The organism is Isoptericola sp. Y581 (assembly GCF_059445475.1).
Genome location: NZ_JCAIUK010000002.1, coordinates 374,921 through 401,612 on the forward strand (window position 1 = coordinate 374,921; position 26,692 = coordinate 401,612).

Here is a 26,692-nt window from a genome sequence, read left to right on the forward strand (position 1 = left end):
GTGGGCACACTGGGCTCATGACGGACCCGGACGCCGCGCCTGCCCCGACCCCTGGGAGCCAGGCGGACGACCGGCCGCAGGACGCGCAGGACCCGCCGGGTCCGTCGACCGACGCGCTCGTGGAGTCCCTCGACGCGCTGCGCGCACGTCTCGCGGCGCTGCGCCTGTCGCTGGAGACGCCGGGAGTGGCCGCCGCGCGGGCCGACCTGCGCCAGGCGGTCGACCAGCTCGACGACTACCTGCTGCCGCGGCTGCGGTCGGAGCGGGCGCCGCTGCTGGTCGTGGTCGGCGGCTCCACCGGGGCGGGCAAGTCGACGCTCGTGAACTCGCTGCTGGGCGAGCCGGTCTCGGCGCCGGGCGTGCTGCGGCCCACGACCCGGGCGCCCGTGCTGGTGCACCACCCGCTCGACGCGCGTTGGTTCACGACCGACCGGGTGCTACCCGGGCTGGCGCGGGTCACCACCTCCGGGACCCTGCCTGGCACGGGGACCGCCCGGACGGACGTGGTGTCCGACAGGTCGTCGGGCACCGCGTCGGGGGAGGGCCCCGCGGCCTTGCGGCTGGTGGCGAGCGACGCGCTGCCGCAGGGGCTCGCCCTGCTGGACGCGCCCGACATCGACTCGGTGGAGACGGCGAACCGCGAGCTGGCCACGCAGCTGCTGGGCGCGGCCGACCTGTGGCTCTTCGTCACCACGGCGGCGCGCTACGCCGACGCCGTGCCGTGGGACCTGCTGGGCCAGGCCGCGCGCCGTCGCGCGCAGGTCGCGATCGTGCTGGACCGGGTGGACCCGGGCGCCGAGGTGGTGGCCGAGGACCTGCGCCGCATGACGGCCGAGCACGGGCTGGGCGACGCGCGCGTCTTCGTGCTCGCCGAGGCGGCGGAGTCGGGACCCGGTGCCCTGGTGGACGGACTGCTGCCCGAGGCCGCGGTGGCCGAGGTCGCGACCTGGCTGTCCGGCCTCGGTGGCGACCCCGAGGCGCGGGCCCGCGTCATCGCGGCCACGCGGGACGGCGTGGTGGACGACCTGGTGCGCCGCGCCGTCGCGCTCGCGGAGACCGCGGACGGGCAGGAGGTGGCCGACGCCCGGCTGCGCGACGCCGTCCGCCGCTACCACGCCGAGGCGCTGGAGCAGGTGGAGGCGGCGACCTCCGACGGGGCGCTGCTGCGCGGCGAGGTGCTCGCGCGCTGGCAGGACTTCGTCGGCACGGGTGAGTTCTTCCGCTCCGTCGAAGCGGGCGTGGGCCGGGCGCGCGACGCCGTGGTGCGCTTCTTCCGGGGCCGGCCCAAGGAGGCCCCGCAGGTGGAGCAGGCCATCGCGCACGGCCTGGAGTCCGTCATCCTCGACGCGGCCGAGCAGGCGGCGGAGCGCACCTACGTGGCCTGGCGCGGCGACTCGGCGGGCGCGGCGCTCCTGGAGGGTCTGGACCTGGCGCGCGTGCCGGCCGCGCTGCGCGGGGAGGTGGCCGAGCAGATCCGCGGCTGGCAGGAGGACGTGCTGGCGCTCGTGCGCGAACAAGGCGCGTCCAAGCGCGGCACCGCCCGCGCCGTCTCGTTCGGGGTCAACGCGCTGGGCGTCAGCCTCATGGTGATCGTCTTCGCCTCGACGGCAGGGCTCACCGGCGCCGAGATCGGCATCGCGGGCGGCACGGCGGTGGTGGCGCAGAAGCTGCTCGAGGCCGTCTTCGGCGACGAGGCCGTGCGGCAGCTCGCCGCCCAGGCGAAGGAGCGGCTGCAGCGGCGCGTCGACGCCGTGCTGCGCGGGCAGGCGGCCCGGTACACCGCCCAGCTCGACGCGCTCGGGACGCAGACCACGGGGGCCGACGGCGTGCGCGCCGCCGCCCACCGCGTCGCCGCGGCCGCCCGCGCCGAGCGCGCCGCCCGGTCCGTCCCCGACGAGGGCGCGACGCGGCCCTGGAGCGGCGGCCTGCTGCGCGGGGCGGGGACACCTCGGGCGCCGCTCGGGCCCGACGGCCGCGAGGTGGGGGATGCCGCCGAGGGTGAGCACGTCGCGGACGCCCCCGTGCGCCGGGGCGGATGGTGGTCGCGGTGGCGCGGCCGCGACCGGCGCGAGGAGGAGGACGAGTGAGCCGCATCGATCTCGCGGACCGTACCGGGGCGCTGGAGTCGGCGGTGGTGGCGGCGAGCGGCCGGCTGGACCGCGCGCTCCTCGACGAGGCGCGCGGCGTCGTGACGCGGTCGCGGGAGCGCGGCGGGCTGTCGGCGGAGCACACGGTGGTGGCGCTCGCGGGAGCCACCGGGTCGGGCAAGTCCAGCGTGCTCAATGCCGTCACGGGTACTGAGGTCGCGACCGTCGGCGTGCGGCGGCCCACGACGTCGCACGCCGTCGCGGCGGTGTGGGGCGAGGGCGCGGGCCCGCTGCTCGACTGGCTCGAGGTCCGGCGGCGCGTGGAGATGCCGGTGCCGACGACGGACGACGAGCCCGCCGGCCGGAACGGACGGCGCGGCCTGGCCCGCCTGCGCGGGCGGCGTGGCCCGGCGGGCATCTCGACGGGGCTGGTGCTGCTGGACCTGCCGGACCACGACTCGGTGGTCGTGGAGCACCGTGTGCGGGCCGAGCGCCTGGTCGAGCGGGCGGACCTGCTGGTGTGGGTGGTGGACCCGCAGAAGTACGCCGACGCCGCGCTGCACGAGCGGTACCTGCGCCCGCTGGCCGGGCGGGCCGAGGTGGTCGTGGTGGTGCTCAACCAGGTGGACCGGCTCTCCGACGCGGAGACGGACGCCATGCTGGCCGACCTGCGCCGGCTGGTCGCCGCCGACGGGCTCGACGGCTCGCGGGTGCTGGCGGCGTCGGCGGCCACGGGGCAGGGCATGGACCAGCTCAGGGGGCTGCTCGCCGACGCCGCGGCGCGCCGCGAGGCGGCCACCGCGCGCCTCACGGCGGACCTGCGGGCCGCGGCGCAGCGGATCTCGGACGCCTGCGGTGCGAGCCCGTCGCTCCGCCCGGGGGACCGCGCCGCCGCCGCTCTGGTGGCCGCCCTCGAGGACGCGGCGGGGGTTCCCACGGTCGCCCGGGCGGTGGCCGCCGCGCATCGTCGCGACGCGCACCTCGCCACCGGATGGCCGGTGACGCGCTGGATGTCCCGGCTGCGGCGCGACCCGTTGCGCCGCCTCGGCCTGCGCCGCGACGACGAGGGCGAGCCGCAGGACCGGCCGGATCTGGTGCGGAGCTCGCTGCCCACCACCCGGCCCGCCGTGCGCGCCGCCGCGGCCTCGGCCGTGAGGCGCTACGTCGACGAGGTGACCGACGGCGCGCCCGATCCATGGGTGCTGGTGGCGCGCGCCCGCGCCCAGGACGCGATCGACCGGCTGCCGGGCGACCTGGACCAGGCCGTGGTGGGCACGCAGCTCGAGGCGGCCCGCCGCCCGCGGTGGTGGGCGGTGGCCGGCGCCGTGCAGTGGCTGCTGCTCGCCGCCGTGGTCGTGGGGCTGCTGTGGCTCGCGGCCGCCGCCGTGCTGGAGTACTTCCGGCTGCCCGCGCTGATCCTGCCCGTGGTTTCGGTGGACCTCACCGGCGCCGGCGGCGGAGTCCTCGAGGTCCCGTGGCCGACCCTCCTGGCGCTCGGCGGCCTGCTGGCCGGCCTGCTGCTCGCGCTGGTCGCCCGGGCGGCCGCGGCCTGGGGCGCGCGGCGGCGCTCCACGCGGGCCCGCCGCCGCCTGCGGGCGTCCGTGACGGGTGTCGCGGACACGCTGGTCCGCGGCCCGGTCACCGACGAGCTGGGCGCCCTCGCGCGCTGCCGCGCGGCCGCGGCGATCGCGGCCGGCTGACGGGGTGCGGCTCGCGTCGATTCCCGTCCGATTCCTGGCCGATTCCTGGCCGATCCCCGGCCGATTCCTGAGCCGCCCGAGCGGCGTGCGACCATGCGACCCATGACCCGTCTGCACGTCCCCGTCCCCCTGCGCTGGTCCGATCTCGACGCGTACCAGCACGTCAACAACGTCGCGATGTTCCGCCTCCTGGAGGACGCGCGCATCACCGCGTTCTGGAGGCACGAGGGTGCCGTGGCCGGCGAGGAGTGGCCCACCGCGATCCTCGACACGGGCCCGCACGCGACGTCGCACACGCTGGTGGCCGGGCAGCAGATCGAGTACCTGCGCCCGCTGGCGTTCTCGCGCACCCCGGTGCGCGTGGAGATGTGGATCGGCTCGCTCGGGGGCGCGAGCCTGGAGGTCTGCTACGAGGTGCACGACGGGGCGCCGGGCGGTTTCCCGCGCTCAGGTCCGGCGTCCGGGGGCAAGGCGTACGTGCGGGCGGTGACGACGATCGTCGTCGTCGACGCCGCGACGGGAGCGCCGCGGCGCCTCACCGGCGACGAGCGCGCGACCTGGGAGCAGTTCGCCGAGGAGCCGGTCGAGTTCCGCCGCCGCCGCTGACGCCAGCGCCCGTCAGGCGGGCAGCCGGAGCATGCCCTCCTGCGCGATGCTCGCGACCAGCTGACCCTCGCGGTCGTACACGCGGGCCAGGCCGAGGCCGCGCCCGCCCTGCGCGCCGGGCGACTCCTGCACGTAGAGCAGCCAGTCGTCCGCGCGCGCGTCGCGGTGGAACCACATCGCATGGTCGAGGCTCGCCATCGGCACCGTGGCGCCCACGTCGGTCCACGACTTGCCGGCCTGGCGCAGCACGGGCTCCAGCATCACCTGGTCGCAGGCGAACGCCAGCAGCGCGCGGTGCAGCAGCCGATCGTCCGAGTCGATCGCGTGCCGCGCGCGGACCCACACCTGCTGCGTGGGCTTCGGTTCCGGGTCGGGGCCGAGGTAGAGCGACCTGCCCACGTGCCGCAGGTCGAACGCGGACTCGTGGGACCAGAAGCGCGCCGCGGGGTGGTCGAGGCCCTGGAGCACCTCGATCGCGGACGGCACGTCCTCCGGCGCGGGGACGCCGTCCGGCCCTGGGGCAAAGGTCTCGTAGCCCGGCTGATCCACCTGGAACGACGCCGTCAGCGACAGGATGGGCCCCCCGGCCTGCAGGGCGTGGGTGCGGCGGGCGCTGAACGACCGCCCGTCGCGCAGCCGCTCCACGGCGAAGTCGATCGGCGCCTCGAGCTTCCCTTCCCGCAGGAAGTATGAGTGCAGGGAGTGCGGCAGCCGGTCGTCGGTGACGGTGCGGCCGCACGCGAGCAGCGCCTGGGCGAGCACCTGCCCGCCGTAGACGCGCCGGCCCGGGCCGGGCACGCTGTCCCCGCGCCACAGGTCGTCCTCGCCGCGCGGGCCCCAGCCTTCGACCTCGCGCAGGTCGAGCGCGGCCAGGAGGCGGTCCAGGGCGTCCGGGATGGCCCCCGGGGCGGGCGTGGTGGTGGTCGTCTCGCTCACGCTCACTCCTCGGTTCACTCGGCGGGTCACTCGGCGGTTCACTCGTCGAAGGTGTTGATCATGGAGAACGCGGCGCGCTCCAGGTAGTCCCACAGCTGCGACTCGTGCATCGGGGCGAGGTCCAGCGTGTCGATGGCGGCGCGCATGTGGTGCAGCCAGCGGTCGCGGGCGTCGCGGTTCACCCGGAACGGCGCGTGGCGCATGCGCAGGCGCGGGTGCCCCCGCTGCTGGCTGTACGTCGTCGGGCCGCCCCAGTACTGCTCGAGGAACAGGGTGAACCGCACCTTTGCGGGGCCGAGGTCCTCCTCGGGGTACATGGGGCGCAGCACCTCGTCCGTCGCGACGCCCTCGTAGAAGACGTCGACCAGGCGCTCGAACGTCGCGTGCCCCCCGACGGCGTCGTAGAAGGACTCGGGGGAGGGCACGGGTGAAGTCTGGTCCGTCACCGGGCCATCCTCCCAGACACCCGCGGTGCTGCTGCCCCCGACCGCACGCCCGGGGGGTTACGCTGGTCACGGACCTGCAACGACGCACTCCACGGGAGGCCCCTATGACCAACTCGGCGCACAAGGCGGACGACATCCTCGCGGCGCTCGGCGGCAGCCGGAACGTTGTCGAACTCGAGCCCTGCATCACCCGGCTACGGGTCGAGGTGAGCGACCCAGCCCTGGTCGACGAGCCGGGCCTCAAGGCATCGGGCGCGTTCGGCGTGGTCCGGTCGGGTCGCGTCGTGCAGGTCATCGTGGGCCCCGAGGCGGACGACCTTGCCGCGCAGATGGACCCGCTGCTCGTCTACTGACCGCAGGCGCGCTCCCGTCAGTCCTCGGAGTCGACGCCCTGCTCCAGCGCACGTGTCTCGGCGTCCGCACCGGAGCGCAGCACGCCCGCCCCGCGGAGCTCGGCCTGCGCGAGCCGGCGCATCTCGCGCGAGACCGTCCACTGGTCGCCGGGGCGCGTCTGCGCGTGCAGCGTGAAGGTCATCGTGATGTCGTTCACGGCGTCGACCCCGCGCACGGACGGGGCCTCGAGCAGCAGCGGGGACAGCGCGGGGTCCGCCTGGACGGTGCCGGCCGCGCGACCGAGGGCGGCCCGTACCACCTCGACATCGGCGTGCACGGGCACGCGCACCTCCGCGACCGCGCGCGACCACTGCTGGGTGAGGTTGCCCGCCCGCAGGATCTCCCCGTTGCGCACGTACCAGAGGGTGCCGTCGAAGGCCCGCACCTGTGTCACGCGCAGCTGCACCTCCTCGACGGTGCCGACGGCGCCCGAGCCCAGGTCGACCGTGTCGCCCACGCCGAACTGGTCCTCCACCAGCAGCAGGATGCCGGAGATGAAGTCCTTCACCAGGCTCTGCGCGCCGAAGCCCAGCGCGACGCCGGTGATCCCAGCCGCGCCGACCAGCGGACCGACCGGCTGACCGAGCTGCTGCAGGATCATCAACGCCACGATCGTGCCGACCACGATGTTGGCGGTGGACCGCAGCACCGAGCCCACGGTGCGGGCGCGCTGGGCACGCCGCTGGCTGGCCTGGGCGCCCGCCAGCGGGTTGGCGAGCGCGAGCGCGTCCTCGACGAACGTCGTGCGGCGCAGGTAGCCGCGCCAGGTGCCGGGCGACTCGCTCGACGCGGCCACGTCGGTCGTCTTCGTGCCGGCCCCCGTGGCGATGCGCTCGGTCACGTGCCCGATCACGCGGCGCAGCAGCGCAAGCACCAGGCCCCCGATCGCGAGGATGATCAGGATGTGCAGGGGCCAGCTGGTGAACCAGTCCCAGAAGGCGTTGCCCGCCTCGGCGGCCGCCTTGGCGCCCTCCTCGACCATGCCGCCGGTGTCGGAAGGGCTCGGCGTGGGGGTCGGCGCCAGGCTCGTCGACGTCGGGGCATCGGAGTGGATGGTGAGTACGAGGGGGGTCACCCGACCACGGTAACGATCGCGGGCAGCCCGATGAAACGGGCGCCCGGCCCGGTCCGGCGCCGCGTGGGCGGACTGCCGGGTACCGCACGGGATGGCAGGATCGTCCCGTGAGCGAGGACCTGCCGACCCCGGACGAGACGCCCGACGACGCGCGCGCGGATGCGCCCGAGGGGGCGGCGGACGTGACGCCCGACGATCAGCACGACCAGGCCGGTGACCAGCACGACGACCAGGCCGCGGATCTGGCCGGCGACGAGCTGCGCGAGCTCGCCGCGGCGCACGGCGTGCTCACCGAGCACGACGGGTTCGGCGGCGAGGAGGTGCCGTCGCCCGCGTCGACGCTCGTCGCCGTCCTCGCCGCGCTGGGCGTGCCCGCCGGTTCCCCGCAACAGGTGACCCACAGCCTGCATCGCGCGCACGATGACGAGTGGCGGGCCGTGCTGCCCCCCACGGTCGTGGTGCGCGAGGGCTCGGACACGCAGATCCCGGTGCACGTCACCGACGGCGCGGCCGTGCACGTCTGGCTCGAGGTGGACGGCGCCGAGCCCGCGGCGCGGGAGCACGCCGTGCGGCCCCGCCGCGACCTCGAGCAGCTGGACGTCACCGTCGAGCCCCGGACCGTGGACGGGCGGCGTGTCGGGCGCGCCACGTTCGCCCTGCCCGGCGACCTGCCGCTGGGTTGGCACGCCCTGCACGCCCTCACGGAGGGGCACGAGACCCGGGCCACCGTCGTCGTCACGCCGCGCCGGCTGGAGCTGCCCGCGGGGCTCGAGGACGACCAGTGGTGGGGCTTTCTGGTGCAGCTCTACTCCGTGCGCTCGCGCACGTCCTGGGGTGTGGGCGACCTCGCCGACCTGACCGACCTCGCCTGGCTCACCGCGCACCGCGCCGGGGCCGACTTCGTCGGGGTGAACCCGCTGTCCGCCACGGAGCCCGTGACGCCGCTGACGGCGTCGCCGTACCTGCCGACGAGCCGGCGCTTCCTCAGCCCCCTGTACGTGCGGGTGGAGGACATCCCGGAGACCGCGTACCTCTCGGCGGCCGACCGCTCCCTCGTGGAGTGGGCCGCGGACCCGGTGCGCGACCTCGAGGCCGACCCGGGTGCGATCGATCGCGACGGCGTCTGGGAGGCGAAGAAGGCGGCCCTCGAGGTGGTGTTCACGGCGCCGCGGCGCGCCGCCCGCGAGGCCGCCTACGAGGAGTTCGTCGCCGAGGAGGGCACCGGCCTGCGCGACTTCGCCACCTGGTGCGCGATCGCCGAGCACCTCGGCAGCCGCCCCCGCCCCGACGAGCTCGGTGACCCGGCGTCGCCCGCCGTCGCCGCCCTGCGCGAGCAGCTCGCCGAGCGGGTCGAGTTCTACACCTGGCTGCAGTGGGTGGCCGACGAGCAGAAGCAGACGGCCCAGCGGGTGGCGCGCGAGGCCGGGATGCGGATCGGCATCATGCACGACCTGGCCGTGGGCGCCCACCCCGAGGGCGCCGACGCGTGGGCCCATCGGGACGTGCTGGCCAGGGGGGTTTCCGTCGGCGCGCCGCCGGACATGTACAACCAGCAGGGCCAGGCCTGGTCGCAGCCGCCGTGGAACCCTCGCGCGCTCGCGCGTGCCGGGTACGCGCCGTACCGCGACATGCTGCGCACGGTGCTGCGGCACGCGGGCGCGCTGCGGGTGGACCACGTGCTGGGCCTCTTCCGGCAGTGGTGGGTGCCCGACGGCATCGAACCGGCCTCTGGGGCATACGTGCGGTACGACCACGAGGCGCTCGTCGGCATCCTCTGCCTGGAAGCCCGGCGCGCCGGGGCGCTCGTGGTGGGGGAGGACCTCGGCGTCTTCGAACCCTGGGTGCGCGACGAGATCGCCGACCGGGGCGTCCTCGGCACGTCCGTGCTCTGGTTCGAGAAGGAGGACGGCCGCCCGCTCGAGCCCGAGAAGTACCGCCGGTCGTCGCTCGCGACCGTCGGCACGCACGACATGCCGCCGACCGCGGGTTATCTCGCGGGCGAGCACGTGGACCTGCGCGAACGCCTCGGCCTCCTCGCCGACAACGCGCAGGAGCTGCGCAGTGCCGCCCGCGCCGAGCGGGACGCCGCAGTGCTGGCCCTGGCCATGCGGGGCCTGGTGTCCGACCACCCGTCCGAGCGAGAGATCGTCGAGGGGCTGCACCGGTACCTGCGCAAGAGCCCGGCAGCCCTCGTGGGCGTGCAGCTCGTGGACGCCGTCGGGGAACGGCGGGCGCAGAACCAGCCGGGCACCGACCGGGAGTACCCGAACTGGAAGGTGCCGCTCGCCGACGGCTTGGGCAACGTCGTCCTGCTGGACGACCTCTTCGACAACGCCCGGCTGCGCTCCCTCGTCGACGCCGTGCGCACCGCGAGATAGAGACCCCCTCCCGCCGAGATAGAGAACCCCCGGCGACGAGATAGAGAACCCCATGCGACGAGATAGAGAAGCAGTCAGCGCGAGATAGAGAAGCCTGCCCCCAGGAGGGCCTCGGTCAGAGTTGTCCACAGATCGTCGGTCCGACGTCGACGGCACGGCTCGGGATTCAGCATCCTGTCGACCGTGACCTGGACACGTCCCGCGCCGCCGCCGCTGATCCCGCCCGCCTTCCCTCCGCTCCTGACGGCGCGAGGGCTGCCCGAGGTCGAACGACTCGCGGAGGTCGATGCCGAGCTGACGCGTCTGCGCCCCGGCATCTATGCTCCGCCGTCCCCCGACGCGCCGGCTGCGGTCGCGCGGCGAGACCTTGTGCTCGCCCGGGTGTCTGCTGCATGGAGCCAGCTCGACAGCGAGGTCTGGTTCAGTCACGAGACGGCGGCTCTCCTGCACGGGATGTGGACCTATCGACTCTCCGACCGGGTGCACCTCACGCAGCTGTACCCGCCCCAGATCCGCCGCGAGGACGACTCGTGGGACCACCGCTTCCTCGTGACCCGGCACTGGACGAGGCTGCCGTCGCGTGATCGTGACGAGGTCGCGGGGGTGCCGGTGACGAGCCTGGAACGCACGGCGGTCGATTGTGCGCGGGGCCTCCCGTTCGGCTCCGCTCTCGTCGTGATGGACTGCGCCCTGCGACACGGCGCCGACCGCGCGCTCGTACGCCGGATCGTCGAGGAGTCGCGCGGGAAGCGCGGCGTGGTCCAAGCCCGCCAGGTGCTGGCGGTCGCCGACGGCGGGTCGGGGTCTCCGGGGGAGACGCTGACCAGGTGGGGCCTCGTCGAGTCGGGGCTGCCGCAGCCGACCACGCAGATCCCGGTCCTGACGTCCCTCGGCCCGAGGTGGGTGGACCTGGGCTGGCCCGCGGCGCGGGTGGGCATCGAGTTCGACGGCGAGGTGAAGTACACCGTGCTGGCGGACGGGGATCCCGACGAGGTGCGCCGTCGGGAGCGCGCCAGGCAGCGAGCCATCGAGGAGCAGGACTGGCGCATCGTCCGCTCCGACTGGCCGGACATCGATCAGCCGCACGCGTTCCATGTCAGGGTGCGGCGCGCGCTGGCCGGGCGGGCGCACCGCATCCTGTCGGGGGCGAGAGGTGCCGCACAGCGGCAGCCCTGACCGGCGGTACGACGAACGCCCCCGGAGGTCAGGACCTCCGGGGGCGTTCGCTTGCCGGGACCACCTTCTCTATCTCGGCCGGTCGCCTTCTCTATCTCGGCGGGCTCGGTTCTCTATCTCGGCGTCCAGGGTTCTCTATCTCGCGGTCAGGCGTCGGCGGCCTGGGCACCGAGGGCGCGCTCGGTGCCGGCGAGCTGCTCCACGACCAAGCGGCGCAGGGCTGCGGGGGCGTCGGCGTGGGCGTCGAGCCAGCTCCGGACGGCGTCGCGGAGTGCGACGGAGGCGAGCGGCGCCGGGTACAGACCCTCGATGAGCTCCTCCGCGATGTGGTAGCTGCGCGTGGTCCAGATCGGCAGCAGCGCGTCGACGTAGCGGGTGGCGAACGGCTCCAGGACGGCGGCGTCCGTGACGTGCACGAAGCCTGCGGCCGTGGCGCGGATGATCGCGTTGGGCACGTCGGTCCGGTCGACGACGGAGGCGAACGCGGCCTCCTTGCCCTCGACGGTCGGCGCCGCGGCACGCGCGCGGGCGGCCGCCTGCCGGCCGGTGGCCGTGTCGTCCTGCGCGAGGCCGGCGTCGATCTCGGCGGCGCCGGCGGCGCCGAGGAGCACGAGGCTCTCGAGCAGCTCCCAGCTCAGGTCGGTGTCCACGCTGAGGCCGCCCAGGGCGGCCGACCCGTCGAGCAGCCCGCGCAGCGGCACCACGTGCGCGGGCGTCGACGCGAGCGCCGCGAAGAACTTCACGAGCTGCAGCTGCAGGTCGGAGCCGGGCGCCGCGTCCTGCGCGAGGGCCCACAGCGTGTCGCCGATGCGCGCGAGGGTCTCCGCACGCCGCGCGGGCGCCACGTAGGACCGCGCCGCCAGCCCGAGCTGGTTCAGCGTGGTGCGCACCGTCGTCGACTCCGTCTCGGCGGCGATGTTGCCGAGCACCAGGTCCACGTACGCCGAGGCCGGGGTCTCGCCGTCACGCACCGCGTCCCAGACCGAGCCCCACACGAGAGAGCGGGCCAGCGGGTCCGCGATCTGCCCGAGGTGCTCCACGGCGAACGCGAGGGAGGCGTCGTCGAGCCGGATCTTGGCGTAGGCGAGGTCCTCGTCGTTGAGCAGGACGAGCGCGGGGCGCTCCCTGCCCAGGAGCTCCGGCACGTCGGTGCGCTCGCCGTCGACGTCGATCACGACCTGGTGGGTGCGGGTGAGGCTGCCGTCCACGAGGTCGTAGAAGCCGATGCCGAGGCGGTGCGGCCGGATCGTGGGGTAGTCCGCGGGGGCGGACTGGAGCACCGCGAAGCCGGTGATGCGGCCGTCGGCGTCGGCGAGCTCCGGGCGCAGCGTGTTCACGCCCGCGGTCTCGAGCCAGGCCGCCGACCACGCGGTGAGGTCGCGGCCACTGGTGGCCTCGAGCTCGACGAGCAGGTCGCGCAGCTCGGTGTTGGACCACGCGTGCTTCTTGAAGTACGCCGACACGCCCCCGAGGAACTCGTCCCGGCCGACCCACGCCGCGAGCTGCTTGAGCACTGAGGCGCCCTTGGCGTAGGTGATGCCGTCGAAGTTGACCTGAACGTCGTCCAGGTCGCGGATCTCCGCGACGATCGGGTGGGTGGAGGGCAGCTGGTCCTGGCGGTAGGCCCACGTCTTCTCCATGGCGGAGAAGGTGGTCCACGCCGCCTCCCACTCGGTGGCCTCGGCGGTGGCGAGCGTCGACACGTACTCCGCGAACGACTCGTTCAGCCACAGGTCGTTCCACCACTTCATGGTGACCAGGTCGCCGAACCACATGTGCGCCAGCTCGTGCAGGATCGTCACGACGCGGCGCTCGCGGACGGCGTCGGTCACCTGGGAGCGGAAGACGTATGCCTCGGTGAACGTCACGCAGCCGGGGTTCTCCATCGCGCCCATGTTGTACTCAGGCACGAACAGCTGGTCGTACTTGTCGAACGGGTACGGCACGTCGAACGTCGACTCGTAGAAGGTGAAGCCCTTGCGGGTGGTCTCCATGATGTAGTCCGCGTCGAGGTGCTCGGCCAGCGACGAGCGGCAGAAGACGCCGAGGGGGATGGTCCGCCCGTCCGACGACGTCAGCTCGCCGCGCTGCACGGCGTACGGGCCGGCGACGAGGGCCACGAGGTAGGACGAGATGCGCGGGGTCGGCTCGAAGGTCCATGTCGCGGTGTCGGGCTCGGTCGCGTGCGTGGTCGGCGTCGGCGTCGGCTGGTTCGACACGACCTGCCACGCGGCGGGGGCGGTCACCGTCACCTGGAACGGGGCCTTGAGGTCGGGCTGCTCGAAGGTGGCGAAGACACGGCGGGCGTCCGGCACCTCGAACTGGGAGTAGAGGTAGACCTCGCCGTCGACGGGGTCCACGAAGCGGTGCAGGCCCTCGCCGGTGTTGGTGTAGGCGCAGTCGGCGACGACGCGCAGCTCGTTCTCGGCGGCGAGGTCGGCCAGCGCGATGCGCGAGTCGGCGAACACCTCGGCGGGGTCCAGCGAGCGGCCGTTGAGCACGATCTCGCGGACGGACGGGGCGACGAGATCGGCGAACGTGTTCCCGCCGGGCGACGCGGAGAACCGGATCACGGTGGTGGACGCAAAGGTCGTGGGTCCGGTGGTGAGGTCGAGATCGATGGCGTACGACTCGACGTCGGTGACGACGCCGGCGCGCTCGATCGCCTCGGCGCGGGTCAGGTTCTCTGCGGGCACGGGTTCTCCCTCTGGGTCGGTGGTCCCGCGCGTGATGGGGCGCGCAGGCTCGCGCACGATGATGCCACCTCGGGCTCCGGTGGACGCACGGCTTTCCCGGGGTCCCCGGGGGCGGACGGCCGCGTCGTCGCGGGTGACCGGGAAGGGCGGGTTCGACCGGTGAGACCCGATCGTGACATCCTGCCCGGTGCGCCGTCGCGGCGAGGTGCCCGGCGCACCGCCCAGCGGCGCAGATCGTGACTGGAGGGAGTCCAGATGTCCGGCACCGTTCCGCCGCCCCCACCGGGCCAGGACGGCAGGCCGCCGTCCGTGGCGCCGTCGACCCCGGCGACCCCGGCGACCGGGGTGCGCCGTGTCGTGTCCGCGTACCGGCGGCCGATGTCCGTCGACCCGAGCGCGGAGGTCCCGCTGCAGCAGGTGACCGCGCCGTCGGCAGGGGCCCGCCCCGAGCAGCCGTCCCCACAGGTCGCCGCCCCGGGGCCCGCTGCGACCGCCGTCCACGCCCCCGTACCGCCTGCTCCCGCGCCATCCGCGCCCGCACCGACGGCGCACGCGCCGGTGCCGCCGCCGCCCGTCGCCCCGCAGGCGTACTCGCCCGGGTACGCGGCGCAGCCGACGCAGGCGCAGCAGGCCTACGCCGCCGCCACCCAGGTGCAGCAGCCCGTGTACGCGCAGCCGGCCCCGCAGGGCCCCGGCGACGCCTACCCGGTGGCATCGGCCTCGCCCCCGTCGGAGCCGCCCCGCCGCAAGCGCCGGCTCTCCGCCGGCTGGATCGCGTTCATCGTGGTGGACGTGGTGCTCATCGCCGTGGCGGTGTTCTTCGCCGTGCAGATCCTCACGTCGTCGTCGCCGGAGTCTCCGGGCGCGAGCGCGGGCGTGGGCGCGGGCGCGGGCGTGGAGGAGTCGGCCACGCCGACGCCGTCGGTGTCCGAGTCCGCGCCGACGCAGGGCGAGGAGGTGGCCAGCTTCGCGGCCCCGTCGAAGAACATCACCTGCACGATCTACACCGACGGCGCGAGCTGCGGCATCGCCGAGCTGAACCAGCAGCCCGCCCCCACGGAGGGCTGCGACGGCACCACGGGCTACCTCGTGACCGTCGACGGCGAGGGTCAGGTCGCGCAGCCGTGCGTCCCCGCCGACGAGCAGCCGAAGGCCGCCGGCGGCGACACCGACGTCCTCGACTACGGCGACTCGATCACCGAGGGCGACTTCACCTGCACCAGCGACGAGACGGGTATGGCGTGCACCCACGACCCCTCGGGCAAGGGCTTCTCCCTGGCCCGAGCGGGCATCGGGACCAGCTGATCACACTGGTTGAGCCTGTCGAAATCGGGGTCGACAGGCTCAACCAGCGGTGGCGCTGCTCAGCCAGCGGTGGCGCTGCTCAACCAGTGGCGCTGCTCAGCCAGCGGTAGGACGGTGCGTCACCAGATGCGCACCCGCTCCTCGGGAGCGAGCCACAGCGCGTCGAGCGGCTCCACGCCGTAGGTGGCGTGGAACTCGTCGAGGTTGCGGACCACGCCGTTGCAGCGGAACTCGTTGGGGGAGTGCGGGTCGGTGGCGATGCGCCGCACGATCTCCTCGTCGCGACCCTTGGACTGCCACACCTGCGCCCAGCCGAGGAAGATGCGCTGGAGGCCGGTGAGCCCGTCCACGACCGGCGCCTCGTCGAGCGGCTTGCCGAGCGCGATCCCGTAGGCCTTGATGGCGATCGACAGGCCGCCGAGGTCGCCGATGTTCTCGCCGATGGTCAGGGCGCCGTTGACGTGCGGGCCGTCGGCCGGGAGCTGCGCCGGCCGGAAGCCGTCGTACTGGGCGATGAGCGCCTTCGTCCGCTTCTCGAACTCGGTGCGGTCCGTCTCGGTCCACCAGTCCTCAAGGCGCCCGTCGCCGTCGTACTTCGAGCCCTGGTCGTCGAACCCGTGGCCGATCTCGTGGCCGATGACGCCGCCGATGCCGCCGTAGTTCACGGCGTCGTCGGCGTCCGGGTCGAAGAACGGCGGCTGGAGGATGGCCGCGGGGAAGACGATCTCGTTCATGCCCGGGTTGTAGTAGGCGTTGACCGTCTGCGGCGTCATGAACCACTCGTCGCGGTCGATCGGCCGGCCGATCTTGCCGAGCTCGTAGTCCTGCTCGAAGGCGTGGGCGCGGCGCACGTTGCCGACCAGGTCGGTGGCGTCGACCTCGAGCGCGGCGTAGTCGCGCCACTTCACGGGGTACCCGACCTTGGGCGTGAAGCGCTCGAGCTTCGCGAGGGCCTTGACCTTGGTCTCGGGCGTCATCCAGTCGAGCTGCTCGATCGACTCGCGGTACGCGGCCACGAGGTGCGCCACGAGGGCGTCCATCCGCTCCTTGTGCTCGGGCGGGAAGTGCCGGGCCACGTACTGCTCGCCGACGGCCTCGCCGAGCGCCCTCTCCACGAGCGCGACGCCGCGCTTCCACCGGTCGCGGACCTCCTGGGCGCCCGAGAGGGTGCGGCCGTAGAAGTCGAAGTTGGCCTCGACGGTCGCGGTGTCCAGGTAGGCGGCGCGGGCGGTGATCAGGTGATAGGCCGCCCACAGCTTCCAGTCGGCCAGGGGCTCGGAGGTCCACAGCTCGGCGAAACCCGTGGCGAACGACGGCTCGCGCACCACGAGGGCGTCCAGCGTCCCGGCCGGGGCGCCGAGGGACTCGGCCCATGTGCGCCAGTCGAAGCCAGGGGCCCGCTCGACCAGGTCGGCGAGCGTCATCGGGTTGTAGGTGAGGTCGGCGTCGCGGTCGCGCACCACGTCCCAGTGGTGGGCGGCCAGATTCGTCTCGAGGGCGACGACGCGGGCGGCCGCGTCCTCGGCGCCGACCCCCCAGGAAGAGTCGGCGGCGACGCCGGCGATACCGAGCATGCGGGCCACGTGCGGCGCGTACTTCTCGCGGACCGGCGCGTACTGGTCCTCCCGGTAGTACGCCTCGTCGGGGAGGCCGATCCCGCCCTGGACGAGGTAGGTCACGTAGGTCTCGGGGTCCTTGGCGTCGTTGTCCACGTAGAAGGCGACGGCGCCGCCGCCGCCGGTGCGCTGCAGGGAGCCGAGCACCCTGACGAGGTCGGCGGGCGTCGCTGCGTCGGCGATCTGCGCGAGCTCGCCGGCCAGAGGCCCGGTGCCGAGCTGCTCCACGCGGTCCGTGTCCAGGAAGCCGGCGTACAGGGCGCCGATCTTGGCGGGCGTCGACGCAGGGTCGAGCCCCTCGGTGGCCGCAAGGTCCGTGATGATGGCGCGCACCCGCTCCTCGGAGAGGTCGTGCAGGGCGCGGAACGCGCCGTCCATCGCGCGGTCGGCGGGGATCTCGTGCTGGTCGAGCCAGCGGCCGTTGACGTGGCGGTACAGGTCGTCCTGCGGGCGGACGGCATCGTCGAGTGCGGACAGGTCGATGCCGGACCTCAGCCCGGTGGCGTCGGCAGTCATGGCGACACCCTACGGCTCGCCGCCGACGCGCCGTAGGGGAGAATGTGGGCATGCGTCTGCACATCGCCGCCGATCACGCTGGATACGAGCTCAAGTCCCATCTCGTCGACCACCTCCGGGCCGCTGGCCACGACGTCGTCGACCACGGGGCGTACGCCTACGACCCGCAGGACGACTACCCGGCCTTCTGCATCGCCGCGGGCGAGGCCGTCGTCGCCGAGCCCGGGTCGCTGGGCGTCGTCATCGGTGGGTCGGGGAACGGGGAGCAGATCGCGGCCAACAAGGTCGTCGGCGTGCGCGCCGTGCTGGCCTGGTCGCTGGAGACCGCGACGCTCGGCCGCCAGCACAACGACGCGAACGTCATCGCGGTCGGCGGCCGCATGCACCCGGTCGAGGAGGCGACGGCGTTCGTCGAGGCCTTCGTCGTCGAGCCCTTCAGCGGCGACGCGCGCCACCAGCGCCGCATCGACAAGCTGGCCGCGTACGAGGCGTCGCACGACGTCTCGGCCATTTCCTGACGTGATCGCCTGACGTGCCAGAAGGTCACACCGTCCACCGCCTCGCGCGGGCGGTGGAGGGACTGTTCGGCGGCCGGCCGCTGCGGGTCTCGAGCCCGCAGGGTCGGTTCGAGGCGGGCGCTGCGCTGCTCGACGGCCGCACCCTCGTGGCGGCGGAGGCGTGGGGCAAGCAGCTCTTCTGCGGGTTCGGCCCGGGGGAGGACCTGCGCTGGCTGCGGGTGCACCTGGGCCTGTACGGGGCGTGGACGTTCGACGGCGACCCTTCGGCAGGCTCAGGGGAGTCCGGCGGCAGGATCGTGCACGCGATCGGCGCGCCCCGCCGGCGCATCGGCGAGCGGGAGACGACCCCGACGGGCCCCGAGAGCGGCGTCGACGGTCCCGGCGAGTGGGCACCACCCCCGCCGCGCGGCGCCGTGCGGGTGCGGCTGCTGGGCGAGCACGCCGTCGCCGACCTCACGGGGCCGACCGCGTGCGAGGTGCTGACGCCTGCCGAGAAGGCGGGGGTCGAGGCCCGCCTGGGCCCGGACCCGATTCGCGCTGACGGCGGCCGGGGGACGCTGGACGCGGCGCGCGCCGCCTTCGTCGCGCGCGTCCGCCGGTCGCGAGTGACCGTCGGCCAGCAGGTCATGGACCAGGCGGTCGTCGCCGGGGTGGGCAACATCTACCGCGCCGAGGCGCTGTTCCGCGCGGGCCTCGACCCGCTGCGCCCCGGCCGCGACGTCTCTGCCGGGACGCTCGCGTCGATCTGGGACGACCTCGTCGTGCTCATGCGCGACGGCGCCGCGACCGGCGCGATCGTCACGACCCGCCCGGAGCACCGGGTGCCCGACGGTGTGCACGACGCCGGCCGCCGCACCCGGCAGAACACCGACGGCGCGCCCGGCGCCGTGCCCGCCGACGAGGCGTTCTACGTCTACCACCGCGACGGGCTGCCGTGCCGGGTGTGCGGCGCGCCCGTGCTCACCAAGGAGCTCGCGGGCCGCAACCTGTTCTGGTGCGGCGTCTGCCAGGTCTGAGCAGCCAGGTCTGAGCAGCCAGGTCTGAGCAGGTCAGAACACCCAGCCGCACGCGGGGGCCACGGGCCAGCCGAACGCGGCGGCGACGCCGGCGAGCGCGCCGGGCGTCTGCTCGACGACGAGCCCGGCACCCGCGAGGGCCGCGAGCGACGTCCCGCCCAGGTAGGCGGAGCCCAGCTCCCGCACGTCGAGCTCGAGATCGGGCGCGGCGTCCGTGCGCTCGCAGGTCGACTCCCCGAACGCGCCGGCCCGCAGGCGCCACGAGCCGGCGTTGTCGGCCAGGCGGGCGTCGGTGACGCCGAGCACCACGTCGACGTCGGCCTGGTAGCGCCGCCCGGCGAGCGCCGTGGGCACGTCGACGAGGCGCACCCACACGTTGTCCGCCACGCGGGGCGCCGCGGCGCGCGGGTTGACGAGCAGGCTCGCGATCGGGTCGTCGACGGGCAGCAGGAACGGCTCGGTGGCGCTCATGAGGTCCAGGTCGAGGAGCACGCCCCACAGGGCGCGGGCCGCCGGGGCATCGAGGGCCACGACCTCGCCCGCGTGCACGGTGCCGCGGGGGCCGGTCGGCTCCCACCCGAGGGTGCGCCGGAACATCGCGTAACCGCGCGGCTCGCCGTCACGCTCGACGACGACGATGCGCAGGGACTCGCGGCCGCCGGAGCGGAAGGACTTCGGGTCGGACCAGTAGCTCGCCCACAGCTCCTCGGTCTCGCGGGTGGCCCAGCCGGGCCGGTTGAGGCCGGCAGCCCCGGCCCCGGTCGTGAGGCCGGGCGCCCGGTGCAGCCGCGCCACGAGCTCGCCGTGACGCTCCCGGTCGGCGTGCTCGATGCGCACGGTGTGCTCGTCGGCGCCCGGCACGTCGCGCAGGGCGGCGCCGCGGGGGATGCTCAGCCGCAGGTCGTCGGCGGCCTTGCCGTAGCCGAACCGGCCGTAGATGGCGGTCTCAGCGGCGAAGAGCGCGGACAGCGGCTCGCCGCGCTCGCGGCAGCGGGTCAGGTGGTCGTCGATCATGGCGGTGAGCAGGCCGCGACGGCGGTGCTGCGGGTGCACGCCCACCCAGGTCAGCCCCGCCGTGGGCAGCTCGCCGCCGGGCACGGGGAACCGTGGGAAGGGGTACGACGCACGCAGTGCGGCGAGGGGACCGCCGGTCGGGCTCTCGACGCCGACCGTCCGCTCCCAGGTCACGGGCAGGACCATGTCGTCGAAGTCGTCGACCGACTGCGACGCGGGGAACGCCCACGTGTCGAGGTCGAGGAGGGCGCGGCGGTCGGCGGCGGTGAGCTGGCGGGAGCGGTAGCCGGCGGGCAGGGCGGCGGAGGCGGAGGTCACCCCCCGATCGTGGCGCGGCGGGCGGCGACGGGCCAGCCCATTTCGACCACTAGGGTCGGCGTGTGGACGCCGTCGAGGAGTACGCCGCCGCGGTGCTCGACCTGGCCCGCCGTATCCCGTCGGGGCGGGCGATGACGTACGGGTTGATCGCGGAGATCGTCGGCGAGGCGCTGGGCCGCGGCGGGCCGCGGCAGGTCGGGAACGTCATGGCCGGGTCCGGCGACCGGTACGCCCACCTCGTTCCTGAGGACGCCGTCGTGGTGGGCCCGGCGCAGGACAACCATCCCGTGCCCTGGTGGCGCGTGGTCAACGCCGCCGGGTCCCCGCCGGTCCGCCATCTCACGGCCGCGCTGGACGCGCTGCGGGCCGAGGGCTGCCCGCTCACCCGGGACGGCCGTCGCGTGGACCTGCGGCGAGCGGTCTGGTTCCCCGAGGCGGCCCCGGAGGCACCGTGATCGCCCGCCGGGAGCGCGCGGCGAACGGGCCAGCGGGTGCGCTCGTAGTGGGGGCGTGCCTTGCCCCGGTTGCCGCAGCCGGCCCGGTAGCTGCTCTTCGGTGGCCGCCCAGGCGAGGACCATGTCGGCGGCCGGCCGGGCGTGCGGGGAGTCTCGACCGTCCACCGGAGACCGCGTACCTGCACGGCGTGCCCGACCCGAGCCTGGTCAGCCCCGACACCTGGGAGCACGACGTCGCCCTCGTCTCCCGCGAGGGCAACGACGAGGTCCAGCCGGCACTGTTCCGCGACTACCCGAACAACGCCCGAATTGTCGCTCGCGGGTTACGTGCGCGGCTTCCTGGGTTGGTGCGGGGGTCGGGACAGCTAGGCCTTCTTCGGCGCCACCCGCGCCACCCGCGCCGCCAGCGAGCCGGCGCCCGCGCGCAGGCGGGCGGCCAGCGGGGTGCCGCCGTCGGCGTCCCGGCGCGCGGCCTGGGCGGCGGCGAGGACGGTGAGCATCGACGACGGGTCGCCCTGCAGCAGCATGGTGGTCAATGCGGTGCCGTCCCAGCGGGCGAGATCGCGGGCCACCTTGGCGGCCGGCCCGACCAGCGCGATCTCCTCGACCAGCTCGGTCGGCACGGCCCGCGCGGCGTCGTCCCGGCGGCCCGCGAGGAAGAGCTCCTGCACCTCGTCCATCGCGGACGCGTACCCGAGGCGGTCGAGCGAGGCCTTGTGGAAGTTCGCCTCCTTGGACCCCATCCCGCCCGCGTACAGGGCGATGTGCGGCCGGATGACGTCCGCGGCGGCCTCGACGTCGTCGCGCACGACGACGGGCACGGTCGCGAGTACCTCGAACTCCGACGACGCCGTGCGCTCGGCGGCACGCTGCGCGAAGCCGGTGGCCAGCAGCTCGCGGTGCTCGGCGTCGGCGCGCGGGGCGTAGAAGCCGGCCATCCACCCGTCGGCGATCTCCGCGGCGAGCGCGACGTTCCGGGGGCCCTGCGCAGCCAGCACGATCGGGATGTCGGTCCGGAGCGGGTGCACGGTGGGCTTGAGCGCCTTGCCGAGTCCGGTGGCGCCGGGCGCGTCCGCCGGCAGCGGGAGGCGGTAGAAGTCTCCGCTCGCGGTGACGGGGCGCTCGCGGGCGAACACCTGCCGCACGACGTCCACGTACTCGCGGGTGCGGGCCAGCGGGCGCCGGTAGGGCTGGCCGTACCAGCCCTCGACGACCTGTGGCCCGGACGCCCCGAGGCCCAGCACGAACCGCCCGCCGGAGAGGTGGTCGAGCGTGATCGCCTGCATCGCCGTGGCCGTGGGGGTGCGGGCGGCCATCTGCGCGATGCCGGTGCCGAGACGGATCCGGCGGGTGCGCGAGCCCCACCAGGCGAGCGGGGTGAAGGCGTCCGACCCGTACGCCTCCGCGGTCCAGACCGAGTCCAGCCCCAGCGCTTCGGCCGCGACCAGCGCGGGCACGATGCCCTTCGGGGGCCGGCGGGACCAGTAGCCGGTCTGGATGCCGATGCGCAGCGTGCTCATGGGGCGGGTGCTCCTCGTGGAGATGAGACCGTCGAGATTTCCGGTACCGGGAGTATGGGGTAACGCAGGTCACACCCTAGCCGACGGCCGGAGGTGCGGTGCGGCGTCGCCGGGCTACGTTCGGACCATGGCCACGATCGACGACGTCGCCCGCGACGCCGAAGCGCTGCCCGACGTCACCGAGACCACGACGTTCCGCCACCGCGCCTGGGCGGTGCGGGGTGCGGTGTTCGCGTGGGAGCGGCCGTTCAGCAAGGCCGACGTGCGTCGCTTCGGCGATGCGCCCGTCCCGGACGGGCCGATCCTCGCCGTCATGGTCGACGACCTCGGTGAGAAGGAGGCGGTGCTCGCCGCGCGGCCCGGGGAGGCCTTCACGATCCCGCACCTGGATGGCGTCCCGGCCGTGCTCGTGCGGCTCGATGCGACGGCGGAGGGCGCCCTGCGCGAGCTTCTCGTGGACGCCTGGCTCGCCAAGGCGCCCCGGGTGCTCGCCGAGGCCCACCGCGAGCTTCTCACCTGACGCCGGTACGTGAGGTGCGCCGGCTCAGCGGGCGCGTTCGGCCATCGTGTTCAGCAGCGCCGCGGCCTCGGCGGCGTCGTCGACGGTGACGGTGAACGACCTGCCGCCCGTGCGCTCGACGACCAGCGCCTCGCCGGAGCGCAGCACCACGCCGACCCGCCCGTCGCGGGCGATTCGCCAGCCCCAGCCTCCGAACTCGCGCAGCGGGCGGACCTGGGCCACCGACGCCCGCAGCACCTCGTCCGCCGGGACGTGCGTGCCCGGCCAGCGGGCCGTGGAGCGCACGGTCAGGCCGGTGGCGTCGATGCGCACCATGAACGCGAACATCGCCACGAAGAGCCCGGTGAGCAGCAGGGGGACGGCCAGCATCGTCCACTCGCCGGTCATGACCGCGACGAGGGTGGTCAGGAGGATGGCGATCATCCCGACGGCGAGGCCCGGCCCGCCGGTCGCGCGGCGCAGCCAGACGGCGCGCTCGCCGGGGAGTAGCGCCGTGCGTGGCGCGTCGTCGGCGACTTGCGCGGCGGCGGGTAGCGCGGGGTCGCCGGGCACGAGGGCGGCCGCGACGGCGGCGGGCACGAGCGGGACCAGGACCGCAACGGCGATCACCCAGCCCGGGATCGTCACCTGCGAGACGTCGGTGAGCCCGCGCTGCGCAGCCAGGGTGGTGAGCAGGACGACCGCGACGAAACCGCCCGACCACACGCTGCCCCCGGCCGCGACGCGTCGCGTCGACGCGTCGGCGCCGGCGACGGTCCCGATGGCGTAGAACAGCGCGAGCAGCCCGACGGCGAGCGCCACGAAGACGCCCACGAGGCCGGCCGTCGTCGAGAACCCGTCGGGCGCGCCGCCTCCGCTCCAGTGCGAGGCGACCTCGCGGGGCAGCTCGCCCCGCCACGACCAGGCCACACCGGCCGCGCCGAGCGCCAGGAGGCCGCCGGCGAGCGAGGCCCAGGCCATGGCCCGGCGGGCTCGGGGGCGCCAGGCCTCGGGTGCGGTGTCGGCCTGCTGGTCGACGGGCGGGGGAGTGGTGGTCATCGGCACATCGCCTCCTTGACGAGGGTGGTGGTGGTCTCCGGGGACAGTCGCGCCGCCCGCGCCGCGGCCACCAGCTCGGTCAGCGCGAGCTCGACGGCCGACAGGTCAGCCGCGGACGACGCGACGACGGCGCCGCGGCCACGCCGCAGCTCGACGACGCCGTCGTCGCGCAGCACCTGGTAGGCGCGCAGGACGGTGTGCATGTTGAGGTCGAGCGAGGCGGCCAGCTCGCGTGCGGCGGGCAGCCGTTCGCCGGGCACGAGCCTGCCGTGTGCGACGGCGAGGCGCACCTGTGCGACGAGCTGCGCATATAGCGGCTCGTCGCCGGCGGAGTCGATCGTCCAGAGCACGCGGCGAGCCTACTTGTTCTAGGGGAACTAGAACAAACCAGGCCGGCGCGCTCAGATCACGTACTCGAGCAGCTCCGACGCGTCCTCGACGTGCTGGCCGTGGTCCGGCCGGTGCCCGGGCGTGCGCGCGTGGGCCGGCACGCCGACGGCGACCATGCCCGTGGGCACGTCCCTGACGACCACGGCATTGGCGCCGATCTGCGCGTCGTCACCGATCCACAGCGGCCCGAGCACCTTGGCGCCCGCCCCCACCATGACGCGGTCGCCCAGCGTCGGGTGCCGCTTGCCGCGGGTCATGGAGCGGCCGCCCAGCGTGGAGCCGTGGAACAGGACGCAGTCGTCGCCGACCACCGCCGTCTGCCCGATGACCACGCCCATCCCGTGGTCGATGAAGAGCCGCCGCCCGATGCGCGCCCCGGGATGGATCTCGATTCCGGTGATCCAGCGTGCGACCTGCGACAGGAGCCGCGCGGGCAGCCGCAGGCCCGGCCGGTGCCACATGCGATGGGTGATCCGGTGCGCCCACACGGCGTGCACGCCCGGGTAGCCCAGCGCCACCTCGAACCGGGACCGGGCCGCCGGGTCGTGCGCGTGCGCGGCCTCGAGGTCCTCGGCGAGGATCTCGAGCAGGTGCCGCAGACCCGGGCGGTGCCCGGCCGGCATGGGGTGGTCGACGGCGCCGTCCGTGCCGCCTGGGTCGCGGGGGCCGGGAGGAGTGGTCACGTCAGTCCAGCAGGTCCGAGTACAGGATCGTGGACAGGTAGCGCTCGCCGAAGTCCGGGATGATCACGACGATCAGCTTGTGGGCGTTCTCCGGACGCTTGGCGACCTCCAGGGCCCCGGCGATCGCGGCGCCGGAGGAGATGCCGACCAGCAGGCCCTCCTCCTTCGCCGCACGGCGCGCGAGCTCCACCGACGTCTCGGCGTCGACGTCGATGACCTCGTCGTACACCGAGGTGTCGAGGATCTCGGGCACGAAGTTCGCGCCCAGGCCCTGGATCTTGTGCGGCCCGGGGTTGCCGCCGGTGAGGATCGGCGACTCGGCCGGCTCGACTGCGACGATCTGCACCTCGGGCTTGCGCTCCTTGAGGACCTGCCCGACGCCCGTGATCGTGCCGCCGGTGCCGATGCCCGCCACGACGATGTCGACCTCGCCGTCCGTGTCCACCCAGATCTCCTCGGCGGTGGTCTGGCGGTGGATCCGCGGGTTGGCCTCGTTGGCGAACTGCTGGGCGAGGACGGCGCCGGGGCGCTCGGCCGCGATCTTCTCGGCGGCCGCGAGCGCGCCCTTCATGCCGTCGGCACCCGGGGTGAGCACCAGCTCGGCCCCGTAGGCCCGCAGCAGGGCACGACGCTCCTTCGACATCGTCTCCGGCATGGTGAGGACGACCTTGTAGCCGCGGGCGGCGCCCACCCAGGCGAGCGCGATGCCGGTGTTGCCCGACGTGCCCTCGACGATCGTGCCGCCCGGCTTCAGGGCGCCGGACGACTTGGCCGCATCGACGATCGAGACGCCGATGCGGTCCTTCACGGAGTTGGCAGGGTTGTAGAACTCGAGCTTGGCGACGACGGTGGCGCGGAGCCCTGCGGTGAGGCGGTTGAGCCGGACGAGCGGGGTGCGGCCGATGAGCTCGGTGGCGTCGTCGTAGATGCGGGCCATGGTGATCCTTCTCGAAGCGTGCGGGCGGAGGCAGGTCGGTGTGAGCGCCGCACGGTCGCCGGGACCCGTCGAGGGACGGGTCGGGCGTGGCGTGGACGCTCTACCGACAGCATCGCGGCGTCGTCGTCGCGGCGCACGCCGGGGTGCGGGGCATCGACGCCGACACCGTCCCGAACGGGAGCGAGGAGGCCACAAGAGAGGCGACGGGGGCAACGAGGTTCGTCATGCCCTGCCCCCTCACTGTGTCGCTGCCCCGTGGCTGTCTGCCGCGGGACGAGGTGGCGCGTCCGCACCGCCTGCGGCGCCGAGCCTAGCCACGGGGCGACAGATCGACAAGGCGCATCCCATCGATCGACATACTCGATGAATGGGCGCACACCTCGGGCCGCGGGGAACGTGTCGGCGGGGTGTCGAAGGAGGGAGCGGGCGACGGGAATCGAACCCGCGTAGCCAGTTTGGAAGACTGGGGCTCTACCATTGAGCTACGCCCGCACTGCTCGACGCCGGTCCACGGGCGCGGCCCGTCGGCGTCGGAACGCTGGCTCACCCTAGCAAAGGTGCTCGGCCCCGTGAGTCGCCGTTCGCGCACGTCGTGGCGCTTTGGGAGGGGCGGGCGGCGCATTACACTGGCCGGGGCCCCGCGCCGGCCGGCGCGGCGGGCCGCGGGGTGTGGCGCAGCTTGGTAGCGCATCTGCTTTGGGAGCAGAGGGTCGCAGGTTCGAATCCTGTCACCCCGACGCGGCGTGGACGGAGCGGTCCCATGGCGGCCGCCGCCCACGGGCGGGGCCGATCTGGAAGGATCGCGCATCATGATCGCCGAGCGTCGGCGACCGACGCGCGAGGAGAACCAGATGACCACTCCGGACCCCACCACGCCTGGCACCCCCGAGGAGGGCGGCGCGCCGGCCCCCGCAGGTGGTGCCGACCCGCAGCAGGCGCCACCCGCCTACCCCGGCTACCAGCCGCCGGCGGGTCAGCCCGCGCCGGGGCAGCCGTACCCCGGCCAGCCCTACCCCGCCCAGCCTGGCCAGTACTCCCCGACGTACGGTCAGCCCCAGCCCGAGAACCCGGGCAAGACGCTCGGCATCGTCGGCCTGGTGCTCGCGTTCCTCGGCCCGCTCTCGCTGGTCGGCCTGATCCTCTCGATCGTCGGCCTGGCCAAGTCGCGCAAGGTCGGCCAGCCGAACGGCGTCGCGATCGCCGGCATCGTCGTCGGCGCGATCGTGCTGATCGGCACGATCATCCTGGGGGTGGCCATCGGCGTCGCCGCCAACCACTTCATCGAGGTCTGCAACGACCTCGGCCCCGGCGAGCACGTCCAGGGCAACGTCACCTACACCTGCCCCTGACGTC

General features: G+C 74.4%; 23 protein-coding genes and 2 tRNA genes. 13 read left to right on the forward strand and 12 right to left on the reverse strand.

Annotated features, from left to right (window positions below; genetic code table 11):
- The first annotated feature begins 17 nt into the window (after nucleotides 1-17).
- The 3 genes from AC1C2W_RS04795 to AC1C2W_RS04805 all read left to right on the forward strand — a co-directional run bounded on the left by AC1C2W_RS04795 (nucleotide 18) and on the right by AC1C2W_RS04805 (nucleotide 4,393).
- Nucleotides 18-2,087: a dynamin family protein gene (locus AC1C2W_RS04795; RefSeq protein ID WP_495412524.1), complete on the forward strand. Its 2,070-nt coding sequence runs from the start codon at nucleotides 18-20 to the stop codon at nucleotides 2,085-2,087.
- Entirely contained in the window at nucleotides 2,084-3,787 is a 1,704-nt protein-coding gene (locus AC1C2W_RS04800) for a GTPase (RefSeq protein ID WP_495390174.1), read from the forward strand. The genes AC1C2W_RS04795 and AC1C2W_RS04800 overlap by 4 nt, the downstream gene beginning before the upstream one ends.
- Nucleotides 3,788-3,889: 102 nt before the next feature.
- Complete coding sequence (locus AC1C2W_RS04805; RefSeq protein WP_495412525.1) at nucleotides 3,890-4,393, forward strand: acyl-CoA thioesterase; 504 nt, start codon at nucleotides 3,890-3,892, stop codon at nucleotides 4,391-4,393.
- Between the two features lie 12 nt (nucleotides 4,394-4,405).
- Here AC1C2W_RS04805 and AC1C2W_RS04810 read toward each other — a convergent pair whose 3' ends face one another.
- Complete coding sequence (locus tag AC1C2W_RS04810) at nucleotides 4,406-5,329, reverse strand: acyl-CoA thioesterase (RefSeq protein WP_495390176.1); 924 nt, start codon at nucleotides 5,327-5,329, stop codon at nucleotides 4,406-4,408.
- Nucleotides 5,330-5,367: 38 nt separating this feature from the next.
- Nucleotides 5,368-5,775: a globin gene (locus tag AC1C2W_RS04815; protein WP_495390177.1), complete on the reverse strand. Its 408-nt coding sequence runs from the start codon at nucleotides 5,773-5,775 to the stop codon at nucleotides 5,368-5,370.
- A 104-nt stretch (nucleotides 5,776-5,879) separates the two neighbouring features.
- On the opposite strand from AC1C2W_RS04815, the gene AC1C2W_RS04820 reads away from it, so the two are divergent.
- Nucleotides 5,880-6,128: a PTS sugar transporter subunit IIB gene (locus AC1C2W_RS04820; protein ID WP_495390178.1), complete on the forward strand. Its 249-nt coding sequence runs from the start codon at nucleotides 5,880-5,882 to the stop codon at nucleotides 6,126-6,128.
- A gap of 17 nt (nucleotides 6,129-6,145) precedes the next feature.
- Here the strand turns inward: AC1C2W_RS04820 and AC1C2W_RS04825 are convergent, their stop codons facing one another.
- Entirely contained in the window at nucleotides 6,146-7,243 is a 1,098-nt protein-coding gene (locus AC1C2W_RS04825; RefSeq protein WP_495390179.1) for a mechanosensitive ion channel family protein, read from the reverse strand.
- Nucleotides 7,244-7,485: 242 nt separating this feature from the next.
- Here AC1C2W_RS04825 and malQ point away from each other — a divergent pair, with 242 nt between their 5' ends.
- Both malQ and AC1C2W_RS04835 read left to right on the forward strand, forming a co-directional pair.
- Nucleotides 7,486-9,621, forward strand: coding sequence for a 4-alpha-glucanotransferase (gene malQ, locus AC1C2W_RS04830; RefSeq protein WP_495412645.1), 2,136 nt, complete (start codon nucleotides 7,486-7,488; stop codon nucleotides 9,619-9,621).
- 183 nt (nucleotides 9,622-9,804) lie between these two features.
- Complete coding sequence (locus AC1C2W_RS04835) at nucleotides 9,805-10,797, forward strand: type IV toxin-antitoxin system AbiEi family antitoxin (protein WP_495390180.1); 993 nt, start codon at nucleotides 9,805-9,807, stop codon at nucleotides 10,795-10,797.
- Between the two features lie 146 nt (nucleotides 10,798-10,943).
- Here AC1C2W_RS04835 and pepN read toward each other — a convergent pair whose 3' ends face one another.
- Nucleotides 10,944-13,493, reverse strand: a complete 2,550-nt coding sequence (gene pepN, locus AC1C2W_RS04840; protein ID WP_495412526.1) for an aminopeptidase N — start codon at nucleotides 13,491-13,493, stop codon at nucleotides 10,944-10,946.
- A 255-nt stretch (nucleotides 13,494-13,748) separates the two neighbouring features.
- On the opposite strand from pepN, the gene AC1C2W_RS04845 reads away from it, so the two are divergent.
- Nucleotides 13,749-14,798 carry a hypothetical protein gene (locus tag AC1C2W_RS04845; protein WP_495412527.1) on the forward strand — a complete coding sequence of 350 codons (1,050 nt, stop codon included), beginning with the start codon at nucleotides 13,749-13,751 and terminating at the stop codon, nucleotides 14,796-14,798.
- A gap of 119 nt (nucleotides 14,799-14,917) precedes the next feature.
- Here the strand turns inward: AC1C2W_RS04845 and AC1C2W_RS04850 are convergent, their stop codons facing one another.
- Complete coding sequence (locus AC1C2W_RS04850; RefSeq protein ID WP_495412528.1) at nucleotides 14,918-16,930, reverse strand: M13 family metallopeptidase; 2,013 nt, start codon at nucleotides 16,928-16,930, stop codon at nucleotides 14,918-14,920.
- A gap of 50 nt (nucleotides 16,931-16,980) precedes the next feature.
- Here AC1C2W_RS04850 and AC1C2W_RS04855 point away from each other — a divergent pair, with 50 nt between their 5' ends.
- Nucleotides 16,981-17,448, forward strand: a complete 468-nt coding sequence (locus tag AC1C2W_RS04855; RefSeq protein ID WP_495390184.1) for a ribose-5-phosphate isomerase — start codon at nucleotides 16,981-16,983, stop codon at nucleotides 17,446-17,448.
- Nucleotides 17,449-17,462: 14 nt separating this feature from the next.
- Nucleotides 17,463-18,464, forward strand: coding sequence for an Fpg/Nei family DNA glycosylase (locus AC1C2W_RS04860; RefSeq protein WP_495412529.1), 1,002 nt, complete (start codon nucleotides 17,463-17,465; stop codon nucleotides 18,462-18,464).
- A gap of 33 nt (nucleotides 18,465-18,497) precedes the next feature.
- Here AC1C2W_RS04860 and AC1C2W_RS04865 read toward each other — a convergent pair whose 3' ends face one another.
- Nucleotides 18,498-19,796: a GNAT family N-acetyltransferase gene (locus tag AC1C2W_RS04865; RefSeq protein ID WP_495390186.1), complete on the reverse strand. Its 1,299-nt coding sequence runs from the start codon at nucleotides 19,794-19,796 to the stop codon at nucleotides 18,498-18,500.
- Between the two features lie 62 nt (nucleotides 19,797-19,858).
- Here AC1C2W_RS04865 and AC1C2W_RS04870 point away from each other — a divergent pair, with 62 nt between their 5' ends.
- Complete coding sequence (locus tag AC1C2W_RS04870) at nucleotides 19,859-20,251, forward strand: MGMT family protein (RefSeq protein ID WP_495390187.1); 393 nt, start codon at nucleotides 19,859-19,861, stop codon at nucleotides 20,249-20,251.
- 365 nt (nucleotides 20,252-20,616) lie between these two features.
- Here AC1C2W_RS04870 and AC1C2W_RS04875 read toward each other — a convergent pair whose 3' ends face one another.
- Nucleotides 20,617-21,762 carry an LLM class F420-dependent oxidoreductase gene (locus AC1C2W_RS04875; RefSeq protein ID WP_495412646.1) on the reverse strand — a complete coding sequence of 382 codons (1,146 nt, stop codon included), beginning with the start codon at nucleotides 21,760-21,762 and terminating at the stop codon, nucleotides 20,617-20,619.
- Between the two features lie 136 nt (nucleotides 21,763-21,898).
- Here AC1C2W_RS04875 and AC1C2W_RS04880 point away from each other — a divergent pair, with 136 nt between their 5' ends.
- On the forward strand, nucleotides 21,899-22,291 hold the full coding sequence (locus AC1C2W_RS04880; protein ID WP_495390188.1) for an MmcQ/YjbR family DNA-binding protein: 393 nt from the start codon (nucleotides 21,899-21,901) through the stop codon (nucleotides 22,289-22,291).
- A 24-nt stretch (nucleotides 22,292-22,315) separates the two neighbouring features.
- Here AC1C2W_RS04880 and AC1C2W_RS04885 read toward each other — a convergent pair whose 3' ends face one another.
- The 5 genes from AC1C2W_RS04885 to AC1C2W_RS04905 all read right to left on the reverse strand — a co-directional run bounded on the left by AC1C2W_RS04885 (nucleotide 22,316) and on the right by AC1C2W_RS04905 (nucleotide 25,831).
- Nucleotides 22,316-23,329 carry a DUF1648 domain-containing protein gene (locus AC1C2W_RS04885; RefSeq protein ID WP_495390189.1) on the reverse strand — a complete coding sequence of 338 codons (1,014 nt, stop codon included), beginning with the start codon at nucleotides 23,327-23,329 and terminating at the stop codon, nucleotides 22,316-22,318.
- Entirely contained in the window at nucleotides 23,326-23,679 is a 354-nt protein-coding gene (locus AC1C2W_RS04890; protein WP_495412530.1) for a GntR family transcriptional regulator, read from the reverse strand. The genes AC1C2W_RS04885 and AC1C2W_RS04890 overlap by 4 nt, the downstream gene beginning before the upstream one ends.
- Nucleotides 23,680-23,730: 51 nt before the next feature.
- Nucleotides 23,731-24,342, reverse strand: a complete 612-nt coding sequence (gene epsC / locus AC1C2W_RS04895; protein WP_495390431.1) for a serine O-acetyltransferase EpsC — start codon at nucleotides 24,340-24,342, stop codon at nucleotides 23,731-23,733.
- Nucleotides 24,343-24,403: 61 nt separating this feature from the next.
- Nucleotides 24,404-25,339, reverse strand: coding sequence for a cysteine synthase A (gene cysK, locus AC1C2W_RS04900; protein WP_495390191.1), 936 nt, complete (start codon nucleotides 25,337-25,339; stop codon nucleotides 24,404-24,406).
- A gap of 421 nt (nucleotides 25,340-25,760) precedes the next feature.
- Nucleotides 25,761-25,831: transfer RNA gene (locus tag AC1C2W_RS04905), tRNA-Gly, on the reverse strand.
- A gap of 171 nt (nucleotides 25,832-26,002) precedes the next feature.
- Here AC1C2W_RS04905 and AC1C2W_RS04910 point away from each other — a divergent pair.
- Together AC1C2W_RS04910 and AC1C2W_RS04915 are read left to right on the forward strand one after the other, a co-directional pair.
- A tRNA-Pro gene (locus tag AC1C2W_RS04910) sits at nucleotides 26,003-26,076 on the forward strand.
- Nucleotides 26,077-26,190: 114 nt separating this feature from the next.
- Nucleotides 26,191-26,688: a DUF4190 domain-containing protein gene (locus tag AC1C2W_RS04915; RefSeq protein WP_495390192.1), complete on the forward strand. Its 498-nt coding sequence runs from the start codon at nucleotides 26,191-26,193 to the stop codon at nucleotides 26,686-26,688.
- The last annotated feature ends 4 nt before the right edge of the window (nucleotides 26,689-26,692 follow it).